A 15,819-nucleotide genomic window follows, 5' to 3' on the forward strand; every position below is an offset into this window, starting at 1 on the left:
CGTGAATTTTACTTTAAATGACACAAATATTTACAGGGAAAAAATACAATTAAAACAATGTATTAATAATACAAAATATTTGTGAAATGAAATATTAAGGAGGAGAAGTGATGAGGGTAGGAATACTTACAAGTGGTGGTGATTGCCAGGGATTAAATGGTGCAATGTATGGCTTGGTAAAAGCTCTTAATTTCAATTGCAAGGAGAAATTAGAGATATACGGAATTTTAGAAGGCTATACAGGCTTGATTAATGGTGATTACAAAAAAATGAAACCTGAGGAATTTGAAGGAATTCTTAATATGGGTGGGTCTATACTTGGCAACTCAAGACAGCCATTTAAAAGAATAAATGATGCAGATGAAAATGGCGTTACAAAGGTACAGTCCATGATTAAAAATTATAAAAATATGGATTTAGATTGCCTTGTTGTGTTAGGTGGAAATGGTTCCCACAAAACAGCAAATCTTTTAAGTGAGCAGGGGGTAAACGTGGTGACTTTGCCAAAAACAATTGATAATGACATTAACGGGACAGAAATGACTTTTGGTTTTCAGTCAGCAATTGATATAGCAACCAGAACACTTGAAGAACTGCATACAACAGCCAAGTCACACAAGAGAATTATTATTGACGAAATAATGGGAAACAAAGCAGGCTTTTTAACTCTTTATTCAGGAATTGCCGGTGAGGCAGACATTATTTTGATACCTGAAATTCCTTATTCAATTGATAAAATAGTTGATTTTATCAATAAGAAATTAGACGAGGGAAGACGCCACATTATTATTGCGGCAGCAGAGGGAATTATATCTAAAGATGAAAGTAAACTAACTAAGAAAGAGTTAAAACAGAAACGTGCTGCGGAAAATTATACATCAGCAGCAGTGTATTTAGAGAAAAAATTAAGCGAAAAGATAAACAGGGAAATTAGGGCAGTAGTTCCCGGTCATATTCAAAGAGGTGGCAGTCCATGTGCCTACGACAAAGTTCTAACCTCAAGACTTGGTGCAAAGGGCGCAGAACTAATTTTAAATAAAGAATATGGAAAAATGGTGGCTGTTGTAAATAACGAAATTTCCAGTGTGCCATTAAGTGTAGCTGTGGAAAAGCCGAAGAGAGTTAATTCAAATGATGAAATTGTAAAACAAGTGAGAATGATGGGAATATGCTTAGGAGATTAATTGAAAGAATTTTCAAAATAAAAATTATTATAAAAAATGAAAGAAGAAGTAATATGAAAGAAAATAAGAATACAGTGCTTCCATGTTATGACAATAGAGAGTTATCATGGTTAAAATTCAACGAAAGAGTTTTAGAGGAAGCAGAAGATGAAAGAGTACCTTTATGTGAAAGATTAACTTTTGTTAATATATTTTCAACTAACCTGGATGAGTTTTTCAGAGTAAGAGTTGGCTCAATTTATGATCAGATGCTAATTTCTGACAAGAAAAGAGAGAACAAAACTTACATGACCTCCAGTGAACAATTAGAAAGTATTTATAAAAATACAAAAGAACTTTTAAAGAAAAAGGACAGAGTTTACGATAAACTTATAGATAAACTTAAGCCATATAATATTCAGGTTGTAGGGTTTGATAAATTAAGAAAAGAAGAAACACAGTATATGGAATATTATTTTAGAACTAATGTAATGCCATTACTTTCTCCACAAATAATTGGAAAGAAACATCCTTTTCCTTTTTTAAATAATCAGGAGATTTATGCAGTAGCCTTAGTTTCAAACAAAAACAGAGAAAAAATATGTATTGTACCATGTGGTGGTTCAATGTTTAGCAGATTAATACAGGTGTTCCCAAACAAAAACAAATACATGTTAATAGAAGAAGTTATTCTGCACTTTATGCCACAGATTTTCGAAAATTATAATGTGGAAAGTAAGTCTTTAATAAGAATAACAAGAAACGCAGATATTGATATTGATATTGATGAAATTTTTGCAGACGAAGACATTAGTTATAGAGAGTCAATGGAAGAATTAATTAGGATGAGAAAGAAACTTTGTCCTATAAGAATGGAATATTCAAGAGTTTTAGATGAAAAGGTTATTAAAAGTCTGTGTAAGGAATTAGGCTTAAACAAAAAGCAGACATTTTATTCCAAGGCACCACTTGAGTTATCTTTTGTATTTAAAATACAGGATATTCTCAGAAATAATCGTGAACTGTTTTTCAAAAGAAGAGTGCCACAGATTTCTAAAAACATAGATGAAAATAAGTCAATGATGGAACAAATTGAAAACAAGGACATTCTTTTAAGCTATCCCTTTGAGAGTATGACATCTTTTATTAATTTGCTAAAAGAGGCTGCCCATAACGAAAATGTAGTTTCCATCAAAATGACATTATACAGAGTGGCTAAAAACTCACAGGTAGTAGAAGCACTGATTGATGCCGCAGAACATGGAAAAGAAGTTGTTGTAATGGTTGAGTTGCGAGCAAGATTTGATGAGCAAAACAACATAGAGTGGTCAAGAAGAATGGAGGATGCAGGTTGTCGAATTATCTATGGAATTGACCACACAAAAGTACATTCAAAAATATGCCTGATTACTTACACAAAAGACAACAAGGTAAAACATATTAGTCAGATTGGAACAGGCAATTACAACGAAAAAACTTCAAAACTTTATACAGATTTATCATTAATGACAGCCAATGAAGAAATAGCAAAAGAAGTTGGCAAAGTGTTTAACAAAATCTGTATGGAAGAGGTTATGGAAAAAACAAAACATCTTCTTGTATCTCCTAAATGCATGCAAAATAAAATTGCAGATTTAATTGATGGAGAAATTAAAAAAGTTGAAGAGGGCAAAGAAGGATACATTGGTATGAAATTTAATTCCTTAACAGACAAAGTCCTTATTGAAAAGTTAATTGAAGCATCACAGAAAGGTGTAAAAATCGACTTGGTTATTAGAGGCATCTGTTGCTTAATTGCAGGAGTTAAGGGATATACAGAAAACATAACTGTAAAAAGTATTGTTGGCAGATACTTAGAACATTCAAGAATATATATTTTTGGAACTGAAGATGACAGAAAAATATACATTTCATCAGCAGACTTAATGACAAGAAACACTGTGAGACGTGTTGAAGTGGCAGCTCCAATTTATGATGAAAACATAAAAAAGAGAGTTAGCAAAATGTTTGGCATAATGCTTCAGGACAATATTAAGGGCAGATACATGAAATCTGATGGCAAATACTACAGACCTGAAATTACAGAGGGTGAAATATTAACAGATTCACAGGAGTATTTCTTTGAAGAAGCTTATGGTAAAATAGAATAATTTTTTAAAAATATTATTTTTTCAAATTTATTATATTTTGTAAAATTATATAAATAATTTTTTGCAATCGAATAAAGTAAATAATTGAAAACAAAAATGTAGTTGTGTTACAGCAACCACAAAAAATTTAAACCTAAAAATTTAACTTTTTGGAGGTTTATTGTGAAGTTGTAACATGGCTACATTTTTTGAATTTGTCAGTTCAAAGAGAGAAACGCTACGTCTATATATGCAAATATGGGAAATTTATATAATAAGTTCTATGTTATAATTGACAATTAGAAATCCAATACCCATGGTATAATATTTTAAAATCAAGTGTAATAATACAGATCAATTTCGTAGTATAAGGTGAAGGAGGTAAAAAGTGAAAGACGAAAGAATAATTAAAGATCTTTTTAACAGGTCAGAAGAAGCCTTAAAAGTTCTAAAAGAAAAATACGAAAAGCCTTGCATGAACATTGCTATGAAATTGGTAAGTAGAGAAGATGCAGAAGAATGTGTTAATGATACCTTCCTTGCAGTGTGGAATCAGATACCGCCAAACAAGCCCAATCCTTTATGTGCGTATGTTTTCAGAATTACAAAAAATCTTGCCCTGAAAAAATATCACACCAATACAGCAAAGAAAAGAAACAGTTATTATGATTTAAAAATTATGTCACAGTTCATTTGCACAGACTAAGGACAAGGTTAAAGAAATATTTGTCTGAGAAAGGATGGGTATTATGAGGAAAGAAAATGAAAAATCAATAAAGAAAAAGCAAATGGCAGAACACATGATTAATTCTATTGACGATAAATATATTAAACAGGCAGCAGACTATAAGGCTAAAAATAATAAATACAAAAAGTTTATTAAGAAGTATGAAAAGAAAATTAATGAAATGAAAAACAATCAGAAATTAGTTGATGAGTTTTTGGAAGACTACAATAAAATAACAGAAAAATAAATAAATTATGGAATCGTTTTCTTCTTTTGCTGAATAAAGTGAAAAAAGAAAACGATTTTATGTTATATATGTGCTTATATTACATTTACAGACGGGAAAAAGGAGAGTATACTGTAGCGGTAGGAATTAAAGAAGAAGGAAGGACTTATGGCAGGATATTTAATTAAAGATACAACAAAGGAAGAGAGAAGAAAAATTGTAGAGGAATCTCTTGGTAACATTGAGGCTAATTGCGATGGCTGTATGTCAGGGTTGGCTGAAATGTATGAGGATTACATTGATGGAAAAAGAGAAATAAGAGATATTAACATGGAATTTAACAGTAGATATGTTAAAGGAAATATGGATAGAGAAGATAGTAGAAGCTGTCCAATGTAAGTAAATCGAGCAGTCTCAGGAAAATGTAATCATATTAATAATGAAAACAAAAGAATTTGAGTATAACAAGTAATTTGAGAAAAATTGAAAGGAGAGATAGCATTTATTGCTATTGTGAGTATTATGAACCCATTAGAAATGATGAAAATGAAAAATAAAATGACTGAATTCACAAACAGACATCCTATGTTGCCTAAATTTTTTAACAGAGCAGCTTTGGAAATTAAAGAGGATACAGTTATAGACCTTGTAATAACACCAAAAGATGGAACGCCTATTAAGACTAACATCAAAGTTACAAAAGAAGATTTAGAGTTGTTAGAAACTTTAAAGAATATGAAAAATTAGTCAATAAATGATATTTATTTCAAAAGAGAGGAGATGTTAATATGGGATTTTTTAAAGACAAGACAGTAATTATTACAGGTGGTGGAAGAGCGGTTTTAAGTGATGGCAGTTGTGGATCAATTGGTTATGGCATAGCTACAGCCTATGCAAAAGAAGGTGCAAATCTTGTACTTACCGGTCGTAATGTTAAAAAGCTTGAAGATGCAAAGGAAGAGTTAGAGCGTTTATATAGTATAAAAGTTCTACCGGTTCAGGCGGACATAAGTGCATCAGCAGATAATGAGGCGGTGGTAAAGAGCGTGGTTGATAAAGCAATTAAAGAATTTGGACATATAGATGTTTTAATAAATAATGCTCAGGCTTCAGCATCAGGCGTAACATTGGCAGATCACACAAAGGACCAGTTTGACTTGGCAGTTTACTCAGGCTTATATGCAGCATTTTATTACATGAAGGAATGTTATCCTTACTTAAAAGAGACAAAAGGTTCTGTAATTAATTTTGCATCAGGTGCAGGTCTTTTTGGTAATTATGGTCAGTGTGCTTATGCAGCAGCCAAGGAAGGAATTCGTGGACTTACAAGAGTTGCAGCTACTGAATGGGGACCTGACGGCATTAATGTAAATGTTGTTTGTCCTTTAGCTTGGACAGCACAGTTAGAGAATTTTGAAAAAGCATATCCTGATGCATTTAAGGCAAACGTTAAGATGCCACCAATGGGGCATTATGGAAATGTTGAAACAGAAATCGGTAGAGTCTGCATACAGCTGGCATCGCCTGATTTTAAATTTATGACAGGTGAAACAATCACTCTTGAAGGTGGACTTGGACAGAGACCATAGAGGGTTTTAAATAATATAATTATAAATACAGAAAAGCTACATGTTTTGTTAAAAAGTATGTAGCTTTTTCTTTGAGTTTATGGACTTTTACATATCAAAGTGCTACTATATTATGTGGCAAATTTATACAATTTGCACACAGAGTATAAAGAACAAAAAGAGGAGAAGAAGATAGATGAAAAAAGCACTTTACACAGCAATCGTTTCTATGGCATTTGTGGTAGGAATGGGATTTAGTAACAAGTTAGTATTCGCCGATGAACAGGTGACAACACCACAGGTAACAACAGTGGCAGAGACAACTACAGAAGCGGAAACAACACAGCCTACAACAACACAGCCGGTAACGGAAAAAACTACAAAAATTAATAATCAGACAACTGGCAATCAGAAGAAAAGTTATTGGGTAAAATCAAAAAAAGGAACAAGATATTATTTTAATTCTAAGTCATACGCCAAAAACAGATTGGTCAAAGTAGGAAAGGCACAATATGGTTTTGACAAAAATGGATATAAGGTAAAAGGAATTAAGAAAATCGGAAAGAAAACTTATTATTTTACAAAAAGTGGTAAATTAAGCACAAAAACAGGAATTATTAAGTACAAGAAAAACAAATATTATGTGAAAGCCGGTGTTTTAAAGAAGGGCTTAGTAAAAGTAAAATCTTATTATTACTATTTTGACAAGAAAACTTACAAGATGGTTAAGAATAAGACAAAGAAAGTTGCTTCAAAATACTATGTTTTTGACAAGAAGGGAAAAGCAATTCCAAGAAGTCTTGCAAGATATCAGGCTTACATTACTTTAAAGAAAATCACAAATTCTAAAGATTCTAAGATGACAAAAATAAGAAAAGCTTACTCTTATGTGGTAAGAAGTAGTTCATATAGAATTAAACCGGGATTTGTACAGCCATCAGCAGCTAACTGGGTAGAAGCTTATGGTTATAATATGTTGGTTACACATTCAGGAAGATGCTACAGTTATGCAGCAGAATTCGCTTTAATGGCAAAAGAAATTGGCTTTGATGTTACTGTAGTAAGAGGCGTGATTGAAAGCGCACCACATGCATGGACTGAAGTGAAAATTGGCGGTGGAAGCTATATTTTTGATCCTAACAAGGGTTTTGAAAGATACAGAAAAGGAAGAAGTATGTGGCATTTCTACTATACATCATATGCAAGAATGCCGGGAGTATATTCTGTATATAACAGGTATCCTGTTTTATAAATAAATTGAAAGGAAAAATGAAAGGAAAAATGAAAGGAAAAAAACAAATTGCACTATTAATGTCTTTATGCCTGAGCATTGGCATGTTGAACATTACATTGGCTAACGTAAAAAATAATAATGCAGGTGTAGTAACAAAAAATGTTCAGACTTTAAGTGCAAACAAAAAAACAAAGGCTAAAAAAGTAAGCAAAAAGAAAAAAGGAAAAACAGGTTTTGTAACAAAAGACGGTAAGAAGTATTATTTAAAATCAGGTAAAAAGCTAAAAAGCATAATTCTTGAAACAAAGAAGTACAAATATTTACTTGATAAAAACGGTGTGGTAGTTACCGGATGGAAACAGTACAAAGGAAAATACTATTATTTTGACAGAACAAGTGGCAAAATGGCAATTAAGAAAAAAGTAGATGGTATTTCTTTGGACAAGTATGGAAGGGCAAAGAAAAACAAATTAAATGTTGCCAAAATTAACACAATGATAAAGGCAAGAAAAACTGTAAACAAAGTTTGCAAAGTAAGTGACACAAAAGCTCAGAAGTTAAGAAAATGTTTTGACTATATTGCAAAGGTCCCTTACAGAAGATACAGATTTTTAAAACCTATTTATCACAAAAAAGGTTGGGAGTCTGCATTTGCAGATGACGTTTTTGACAAGGACAGCGGCTGTTGTGTATCAATGTCAGCAGCATTAGCTTTTATGCTTCATGAGTGTGGTTATAGCACAGTTTATGTTGCCCATGATTCAGAACACGCCTGGGTGGAATTAAACGGCAGAGTGTATGATGCCCTTTTTGCAAGAGCAAAAGATTATAATAAATATTATAATTTGTCATATAGCAATTTTAGTTGCCATCCTGTAGATAAAAGAAAAATTTAATTAATTACAAAAATAGATAAAATACAGACGGGAGAAAATTATGGTTTTTAGTTCGGCAATTTTTCTTTTTGTATTTTTACCGGTTGTATGTGCGTTGTATTTTATACTGCCGGGTATAAAAACAAAAAATATATTGCTGATTATAGCAAGTTTAATATTCTATGCTTTTGGAGAGCCGGTTTATGTATTGCTTATGATTGCCTCAATCATATTTAATTATATATTTGGGCTTTTTGAAGGAAAGTTTAGTGACAGTGGAAGTATTGTTGGAAAAAGAATAGTTTTAGTGTTAGCAGTAATTGTTAATATTGGTATGTTGTGTGTTTTTAAATACACATCCTTTATATTAGAGAATGTTAATTACATAGGTAACTTAAAAATTAAAATTCCTGCAATTGCACTTCCAATTGGTATATCATTTTTTACATTTCAGGCTTTATCGTATGTAATTGATGTATACAGAAATCCTGAATTAATGCAGAAGAATTTATTTAATCTAATGCTGTATGTTTCATTTTTTCCACAGCTTATTGCAGGTCCCATTATCAGATATAATGAAATTGCAAAGCAGATTAATAAGCGTGAAAGTACAATTGACAAAACAGCAGAGGGGATTAGAAGATTTATCATAGGTTTAACAAAGAAACTTATTATTGCCAACGCGACAGGTTATGTTGCAGATGCAATCTTTAAACTAGATATCAGTGACTATAATTTTATTGTGGCATGGGTAGGAGCAATTACCTATACACTTCAGATTTACTATGATTTTAGTGGTTATTCTGACATGGCAATAGGTATGGCAAAAATCTTCGGTTTTGAATTTAGGGAAAACTTTAATCACCCTTATTCAGCCAAGGGTATAAAAGACTTTTGGAGAAGATGGCATATTTCCTTATCAACCTGGTTTAAAGAATATGTTTATATACCTTTAGGCGGTAACAGAAAAGGTAAGTTTAGAACTGAATTAAACAAAATGATAGTATTCTTTTTAACAGGTATATGGCATGGAGCAAATTGGACATTTGTAATATGGGGTTTAATTCATGGTGTTGCAAATGTAATTGAAGATACAATTGGACAGGTAATCAAAATCAAAAACAAAATAGTAAGCAACATTATTACGTGGATTGTTGTAATTTGTGCCTTTGTTATGTTTAGGGCAGATAGTGTTATGATTGGTCTTAAGATGTTAAAGACAATGTTTACAGGATTTAATATGGGGCTAAAATCAATAAGCTATGTTGGTCAGTTACTAAGTCCATATTATGTATTTATAATATTGTTAGCAATTGCTTTTGCTTATCCGTTAAGAGAAAAAATTGTTAATGTAATCAAAAATAAATGTGGTGAGAATATATCAGGAACATTAATCTATGTTGCAGACATTTTATTTTTACTAATATGTGTTGTGGCACTTGCAACAGCAACCTACAATCCATTTATTTATTTTAGATTTTAACAGGAGTGAACATGAAGAAAAAGATATTTATAGCAATATTTTTTATTATGATATGTTTACCATCACTTGGAATGTTCTTTTATAAAACTGATATAAGTGCAGAAAAAAGAGAAGTTCAGACTTTCCCAAAAGTAAAAGAAAATGGAAAAGTAAATATGGATTTCTTTAATCAGTTAAGTGATTATTTTTCGGATAATTTCGCATTTCGTCAACAGCTTATTGAGACTGATGCAGTAATAAAAAAGAATGTTTTCAAGGAGTCAGGAAACAGTGAAGTAATAGTGGGAAATAAAGGTTATTTGTTTTTTAGCGAAACCCTTAATGATTATTTAGGTCAGAACGTGTTGTCCGACAGACAAATATATGCTTGTGGCAGAGTTTTATCTCTGTTACAGGAGCATGTAGAAAATAATAATGGTAAATTTTTGTTTGTGGTAGCACCTAATAAGAATTCATTATATCCTGAATTTATGCCTGGCAGATTTGTAAAGATATCAGATAAAAACAACTATTATTACCTAAAGAAACAGCTTAAGGAACAGAAAATTAATACTGTTGATTTAAAAGGGAAATTCCTTAAATCGGGTAAGAAAGTATATCATAAACTTGACAGTCATTGGAACAATGAAGGTGCAACAATGGCATGTGATTTTATACTTAATAATTTAGGAAAGAAGCATTATAATTATTCAGATGAAAAGTACAGCGTAACAAAAGATTTTTCGGGAGATTTGTATGAAATGCTGTTTCCTAAAGGTAGTGAGAAGGATTACAATGTTAAGTATGATAAAAAGCATACTTATAAAGTAACATCTCACTTTAAGAAAGTAACAGATATATCAATGGCAACTGAAAACAAGGAAAAGAAAGGCTCTATTGTTATGTATAGAGATTCTTTTGGAAATGCGTTAATTCCGTTTGTAGCTGATGAATATGGAAGTGGCTATTTTACAAAGGCTGTTCCTTATGACATGAATTTGCAAAGTGAAAATAATGCTGAGGCAGTTGTAATTGAGTTAGTCGAAAGACATATACCTTCATTAATTGAGGAAGCTCCATACATGGTAGCCCCTACAAGAATTTTAAATGGAGAAGTTGTAGAAAAAGAAAATTCAGGTACTGTAAATATTGGTGACATGGAAGATTATCTCCCAATAAGCGGTCAGGTTGACCAGAAGTACATTGATGACAATGGCAAGATTTTGATTAGACTTAAGAGCAAGAATAAACAGTATGTTTTTGAAGCTTTTCCGGCACCAATTAACAGTAAAATAAAAAATAAAGGTTACAATTATGGTATGTATTTGGACACTTCTTTAATAGATGGTGGCACATACGATATTGATGTTATAACTACAAAGAACAATCAGTATTATAGTTCAGGTGTGAAAACACAGCTAGAACTTGAGGAGTAAAATAACAGATTCATTTACCTCTAAGGGGAGTTTGTAATATGAGTTTGTGTAAATAAAAACTAAAGATTTAAGAGGAGAGAGAAAATGAGAAAAATTTGTGTAATGGCAACAGTAATTGCCACAATGGTATTTATGACTGCATGTGGAGGGAACAAAGAAGAAGCTACAACTGCTGTAACAACAACACAGGAAACAACAACAGTGGCACCTACAACACAGGAGCAGACAACAGTTCAGGAAACTACAAAAAAGAAGAAAAAGAAAAAAGTAAAAGAAACAACAACAGAAGAAACAACAACTGAGGCACCTACAACAACAGTGGCACCTACAACAACAGCAGCTAAGGTAGAAAAGCAGACAAAAAAGAAAGTTGCTAAAAAGAAAACAGTTGTAAAGAAAAAAACAACTACAAAGACAACAAAGAAAGCTAAAGACAAAGGTAGCTCAAACAAAAGCATTGCTAAAAAGTATGTTGGTAAGTCACTTGATTCATTAACAGCAAAAGTAGGAAGCTACAAGAAAATGGAAAAATACAAGAGCTGTCTTGACGAAGGAGAATACGACGGTTTATTCTACTTTGACGGTTTTATTGTTTCTGCATCAACTAAAAATGGCAAGTGGATTATTTCAGGTGTAGAATAAAACAAATAATAGTTAATTTTTTCTTTATAGGAAATAGTATTTAACTAAAAACTGAATATTATAGGTAATGTGCAGACGTTATCTAGCATTAAAAGAAGCATTGTAAACTTTTGATTCTTAAGGAAACAGAGTTTATAAGGCTTCTTTTTTATGTAATAAGAAATCCTTTGAGAATTTCTTATTACATAAAATACGTTCCAATAGGGGCACTCGCTTGAAAGGAAACTTTTTCCTTGACAATAAACAACAGTACAACTATACTACATTATATCAGTAATGTAGTGGAGAGGAGGAGAAAGCTTGAGAATTGATGAAAACAGCATGATTCCCATTTATGTACAAATCGCTGATGGTATAGAAGATGACATTCTAACAGGCAGGATAGAAGAAGGTGGCACATGTTATTCCCAGGTAACCTTAGCTAAGGAACTACGTGTTAATCCGGCTACGGCTGCCAAAGGAATTAATCTTTTAGTAAATCGTGGAATTTTAATAAAACATAGGGGGCAGGCTATGACTGTATCAGAAAATGCAATTGAAATGATTACAAAGCGTAAGCGACATGAAGAAATCGACCTGGTAGTTGACAATTTAATAAAACTTGGAAAGAAATTGTCGTTATCAAAGGATGAATTAATAGAAATCATAACAAGAAAATATGAAGACTAATTAGAAAATCAAATTATGTAGAAGGAGAAGTGAATAATGGAAATAAAAATTGAAAACATATCCTTTTGGTATATGTCAAAAAGAAGAAAAGTATTAGAAGATTTTTCGCTACAATTACAGCCGGATAATATTATTGGTTTAATTGGCAGAAACGGTCAGGGAAAAACAACATTAATGAAATTGTTGGCTGGAAAGAATCTACCTGATAAGGGAACAATATTATATGATGGCGAAGAAATAAATAAAATAAATGTAATAAACAAAATAGTTTATGCTTCAGATGAATTAGGTTATATAAATAGAAAATTAGAAAGTATAGTTAAAGATTATAAATTAATGTATAAAAATTTCGACTTGGAATTTGCAGAAAAATTATTGGAATTATTTGAATTAAATAAAAAGGTAAGAATTGAACATTTGTCTAAAGGTCAGAAAAGTTTATTTAATTTTTGTCTGGCAATGGCAACAAGATCAGAACTTACAATTTTAGATGAACCGGTTGCGGGAGTGGATGCAGTAAGCAGAAGAAAAGTTTATGATGTGATTTTAAGAGATTACATTGAGCACCCAAGAACGATTTTAGTTTCAAGTCATATGTTAGGGGAAATGGAAAATATGTTATCCCATATTGTGATTTTGGATAATAACAATATTGTATATGATGGGGACCTTGATGAAATAAGAAACAAGGCATACAAAGTTACCGGGGAGAAAGAAAAAGTTGAGAATTACATAGTAGGAAAAAATGTATTATACAAAAACATCGGGGCTTTAAATTCAATGGCAGTAGTTGAAGAAGAAATAACTGATAACATAAGGGAAGCATTAGTTAAAGAAGAGTTAGCTTTTGAAAATCTTACAGCTGAAGAATATTACGTGTTTAAGACAACAAAAACGGATAGTGAAAATATGGAGGAATTATGGAAAAATTAGAATTAAGAAATATAAAGGATTTATACAAATTAAGAATAAGACAATTATCAGGTTACATTAAAGGTCTGGCAGTAATAACCATAGGTATGCTTATTTTGAATTTTTGGGAAATAGTATTAATGATGAAAAATACTTCAAATCACTGTTATGCAGTGGAATTTCCGAAAGGGGTATTTGTTTTTGCAGCCTTAATATTAATGATTGTGTTTTCCTATAATACAAATATTTTTAAGAAATCAACTGGTATGTATCCACAAAACAGAGTAACAAGATATGTTGCAAGCTGGTTAAGCGACATTACTGTTTTAGGAATTTTTTCATTGCTTGAAGTTGTGTGCGTACTAATTATAAAATTTGTTATATTTATTATTTGCGCTACTACAGACTTTTCTGTTTTCACAAAAATAAATGCAAAATTTATCTTAGGTATAACAGTTTACATTTTGGCTGGCTTCCTGTTCTTAACAGCGGTGATTAAACTTACAGCAACCATTGCAAGAAAGAGCATATTAGTATTGCTGGCAATAGTTATGGGAATACTACTTTTAATAAGAAACGGGGTTATAGTATTGTCAGATTCAGATGCCCAATTTAATGTGGCGGGAAAAGACATTTTAGAAATTTTAATTATATGTGTAATCTTTTTCGTAATTGGCTTTTTACTTGAAAAATACATAAAAGACAGCAAGTTTACAATTAACTACGGAAACATTCTCATGGGTATTGTAATTGCAATGATGATTATGTTACTTGCAGTGACACCACTCTTTTATGGATTATCGGGAACAGAAGAGATGGAAGATTATGTTAAGGGAAATAAAGAAAAAGCTGAAAAGGTGGAATATAGTATTAATATACCGGCAGGCATGAAAGTAGTAGAGGGGGGATACGGACATAGCGACATGGATGCCATTGGAGTTGAAAATGTAGAAATAAGACAGGGAGATAAAGCAAAAGTAGTTGTTAGAAAATATATCCCAACTACTAAAAGTTCTTTGATAGATGATATTTTTGCTGATTCAGACATTAATGTTTCTGTAGAAAACAATAAATTCGTTATAACTAATAAATCTTTAAATAAGAAATATATAGCATTAAATGTTTATGGATCCCAAAATGCAGATATACAGAGATTCATGGGAAATAAAGTTAAAGATTCTGATGATGACTTGGACGATTTTAAAGAAATGATAAGCAGATATACAACATCTTATCGTGTTGTAATTTATGTTCCAAAGGCAAATACATCTGAGAATATAAACTCAGAGTTTATAAAAGTTAAATAAATAAGAAACATTTGTGTTATAATGTTTCCTGTAGCTTGATTGAAAGTGATAAAAGTAAGACTGTAGAATTTATTGTTTAAATATATTCTACAGTTTTTAAGAATACAGGAGATAATTATGAGAAAATTAAAAAGAACATTTTATATAGGAACAACTACATTCTTATTAGGTTTGGGAATTGTTTTTTCTAACAATGTTTTAGCCGCAGTGGAACAGGAAACTACAACACAGGTAGAAACAACAACTGTGGAAGAGACTACACCAAATGAAACAACAACCCCGGAACAGACAACACCCGCTGAAACTACGAAACCGCAGGAAACAACAACTGTGGGAAAATACACAGAGTCTAATCTTTCACCTGTTAAGTCCAAAATAATTTTGTTAGATCCGGGACATTGCAAAGTACATATAGGAGCTCATGGTAATGGTTTAAAGGAAGAAATAATCACATTGGATATTGGACTTGCCTGCAGAGACTATCTTAATAAGTTTGGTGACGTGACAGTTTACATGACAAGAACAAATGGTAATTGTTTATCAACTGCAAGTCTTGCAGGTTGTCTTGTAGCAAGAAATAATATGGCAAAAAGACTAGACGCAGATTTTTTAGTAAGTCTTCACATTAATTCAGACCCAAGCCCAAGCAGAAAAGGAGCACTTTTGCTTTCTGCATATAATTCGGGTTACAGAACTTCTGTAGGTATAAAAACAACGAAATTAGGAAAAAAAATTTTGGATAATCTTCAGCTGGCAGGGGTGTATAACGGTGGTTTCCTTTTAAGAAAGTCCGATGATTATTATTATCCAAACAAAGCTAGAGCAGATTACTATTCAATTGTACGAGAAGGCATTTATAACAAGATACCTAGTATTATTGTTGAACATGGATTTATTACCAACAAAAGTGACTGCAAAAAGTTTTTGAAAACAACTGCAAAACGAAAAAAATTAGGTGTAGCAGACGCAAAAGGTATAGTTGCTTATTATACTTTAAGTAAAAAGAACATTTCAGGCACCTTAAATAAAAAGGGAAAATCTACATATTACATTAACTCTAGCGGTAAGAAGATTACAGGCTGGGTTAAGGTAAATGGCAGCTGGTATCATTTTAACAGCAAAAATGCCAAAATGGATAAAGGTTTCATAACTGTAGGAAAAAATAAGTTTTATCTTAACTCCAAAACAGGTGTTTTAAAAACAGGCTGGTTTATAGTTAAAAACAAAAAATATCTGGCAAAAGGCAATGGAGTTATATTAAGAAGTAAAATTTATAATGACGGTGTTAGCAGCTACTATTTTAACTCAAAAGGTTATAAGAAAAACGGTTGGGTAACCTACAAAAATGCTACTTACTATTTTTCAAAGAAAAAGGGCATGCTAAAAGGTAAACAGAAAATAAAGAAAAAATATTATAGATTCAGCAAAAAGACAGGAAAGCTTTTAAGTAAAAGATAGAATGAGGTAGA

The 15,819-nt window shown here is 31.6% G+C and carries 16 protein-coding genes; all 16 read left to right on the top strand.

The features are described from left to right. Positions 1-110 precede the first annotated feature (110 nt). The 16 genes from ACQY63_RS00860 to ACQY63_RS00935 all read left to right on the top strand — a co-directional run bounded on the left by ACQY63_RS00860 (position 111) and on the right by ACQY63_RS00935 (position 15,808). On the top strand, positions 111-1,184 hold the full coding sequence (locus ACQY63_RS00860) for a 6-phosphofructokinase (protein WP_428244579.1): 1,074 nt from the start codon (positions 111-113) through the stop codon (positions 1,182-1,184). A 53-nt stretch (positions 1,185-1,237) separates the two neighbouring features. After that, positions 1,238-3,313, top strand: a complete 2,076-nt coding sequence (ppk1, locus tag ACQY63_RS00865) for a polyphosphate kinase 1 (RefSeq protein ID WP_428244580.1) — start codon at positions 1,238-1,240, stop codon at positions 3,311-3,313. 367 nt (positions 3,314-3,680) lie between these two features. Next, a complete protein-coding gene (locus ACQY63_RS00870) occupies positions 3,681-3,998 on the top strand; it encodes an RNA polymerase sigma factor (RefSeq protein WP_412621846.1) in 318 nt (105 codons plus the stop codon). A 43-nt stretch (positions 3,999-4,041) separates the two neighbouring features. Continuing rightward, the gene (locus ACQY63_RS00875) at positions 4,042-4,266 is read left to right on the top strand and encodes a hypothetical protein (RefSeq protein ID WP_302689255.1); all 225 of its coding nucleotides are present in this window, start codon (positions 4,042-4,044) and stop codon (positions 4,264-4,266) included. A gap of 147 nt (positions 4,267-4,413) precedes the next feature. Next, a complete protein-coding gene (locus ACQY63_RS00880; protein WP_022165933.1) occupies positions 4,414-4,644 on the top strand; it encodes a hypothetical protein in 231 nt (76 codons plus the stop codon). An 84-nt stretch (positions 4,645-4,728) separates the two neighbouring features. After that, entirely contained in the window at positions 4,729-4,992 is a 264-nt protein-coding gene (locus tag ACQY63_RS00885; protein WP_412621848.1) for a hypothetical protein, read from the top strand. A gap of 41 nt (positions 4,993-5,033) precedes the next feature. Beyond that, complete coding sequence (locus ACQY63_RS00890) at positions 5,034-5,834, top strand: SDR family NAD(P)-dependent oxidoreductase (RefSeq protein ID WP_117999161.1); 801 nt, start codon at positions 5,034-5,036, stop codon at positions 5,832-5,834. 175 nt (positions 5,835-6,009) lie between these two features. Continuing rightward, positions 6,010-7,065, top strand: coding sequence for a transglutaminase domain-containing protein (locus ACQY63_RS00895; protein ID WP_428244581.1), 1,056 nt, complete (start codon positions 6,010-6,012; stop codon positions 7,063-7,065). A gap of 29 nt (positions 7,066-7,094) precedes the next feature. Beyond that, the gene (locus tag ACQY63_RS00900) at positions 7,095-7,943 is read left to right on the top strand and encodes a hypothetical protein (protein WP_428244582.1); all 849 of its coding nucleotides are present in this window, start codon (positions 7,095-7,097) and stop codon (positions 7,941-7,943) included. Positions 7,944-7,983: 40 nt separating this feature from the next. After that, entirely contained in the window at positions 7,984-9,405 is a 1,422-nt protein-coding gene (locus tag ACQY63_RS00905) for an MBOAT family O-acyltransferase (protein ID WP_428244583.1), read from the top strand. A gap of 11 nt (positions 9,406-9,416) precedes the next feature. Then, the gene (locus ACQY63_RS00910; protein WP_428244584.1) at positions 9,417-10,820 is read left to right on the top strand and encodes an alginate O-acetyltransferase AlgX-related protein; all 1,404 of its coding nucleotides are present in this window, start codon (positions 9,417-9,419) and stop codon (positions 10,818-10,820) included. A gap of 84 nt (positions 10,821-10,904) precedes the next feature. After that, the gene (locus tag ACQY63_RS00915; RefSeq protein WP_428244585.1) at positions 10,905-11,462 is read left to right on the top strand and encodes a hypothetical protein; all 558 of its coding nucleotides are present in this window, start codon (positions 10,905-10,907) and stop codon (positions 11,460-11,462) included. A gap of 300 nt (positions 11,463-11,762) precedes the next feature. Beyond that, positions 11,763-12,131: a GntR family transcriptional regulator gene (locus ACQY63_RS00920; RefSeq protein ID WP_022165462.1), complete on the top strand. Its 369-nt coding sequence runs from the start codon at positions 11,763-11,765 to the stop codon at positions 12,129-12,131. A 36-nt stretch (positions 12,132-12,167) separates the two neighbouring features. Further along, positions 12,168-13,064 carry an ATP-binding cassette domain-containing protein gene (locus tag ACQY63_RS00925; RefSeq protein WP_022165461.1) on the top strand — a complete coding sequence of 299 codons (897 nt, stop codon included), beginning with the start codon at positions 12,168-12,170 and terminating at the stop codon, positions 13,062-13,064. Next, positions 13,052-14,350, top strand: a complete 1,299-nt coding sequence (locus ACQY63_RS00930; RefSeq protein ID WP_428244586.1) for a hypothetical protein — start codon at positions 13,052-13,054, stop codon at positions 14,348-14,350. The genes ACQY63_RS00925 and ACQY63_RS00930 overlap by 13 nt, the downstream gene beginning before the upstream one ends. 117 nt (positions 14,351-14,467) lie before the next feature. Next, on the top strand, positions 14,468-15,808 hold the full coding sequence (locus tag ACQY63_RS00935) for an N-acetylmuramoyl-L-alanine amidase (protein WP_428244587.1): 1,341 nt from the start codon (positions 14,468-14,470) through the stop codon (positions 15,806-15,808). The last annotated feature ends 11 nt before the right edge of the window (positions 15,809-15,819 follow it).

The organism is Eubacterium sp. Marseille-QA0814 (genome assembly GCF_965119675.1).
GTDB lineage: Bacteria > Bacillota > Clostridia > Lachnospirales > Lachnospiraceae > Eubacterium_G.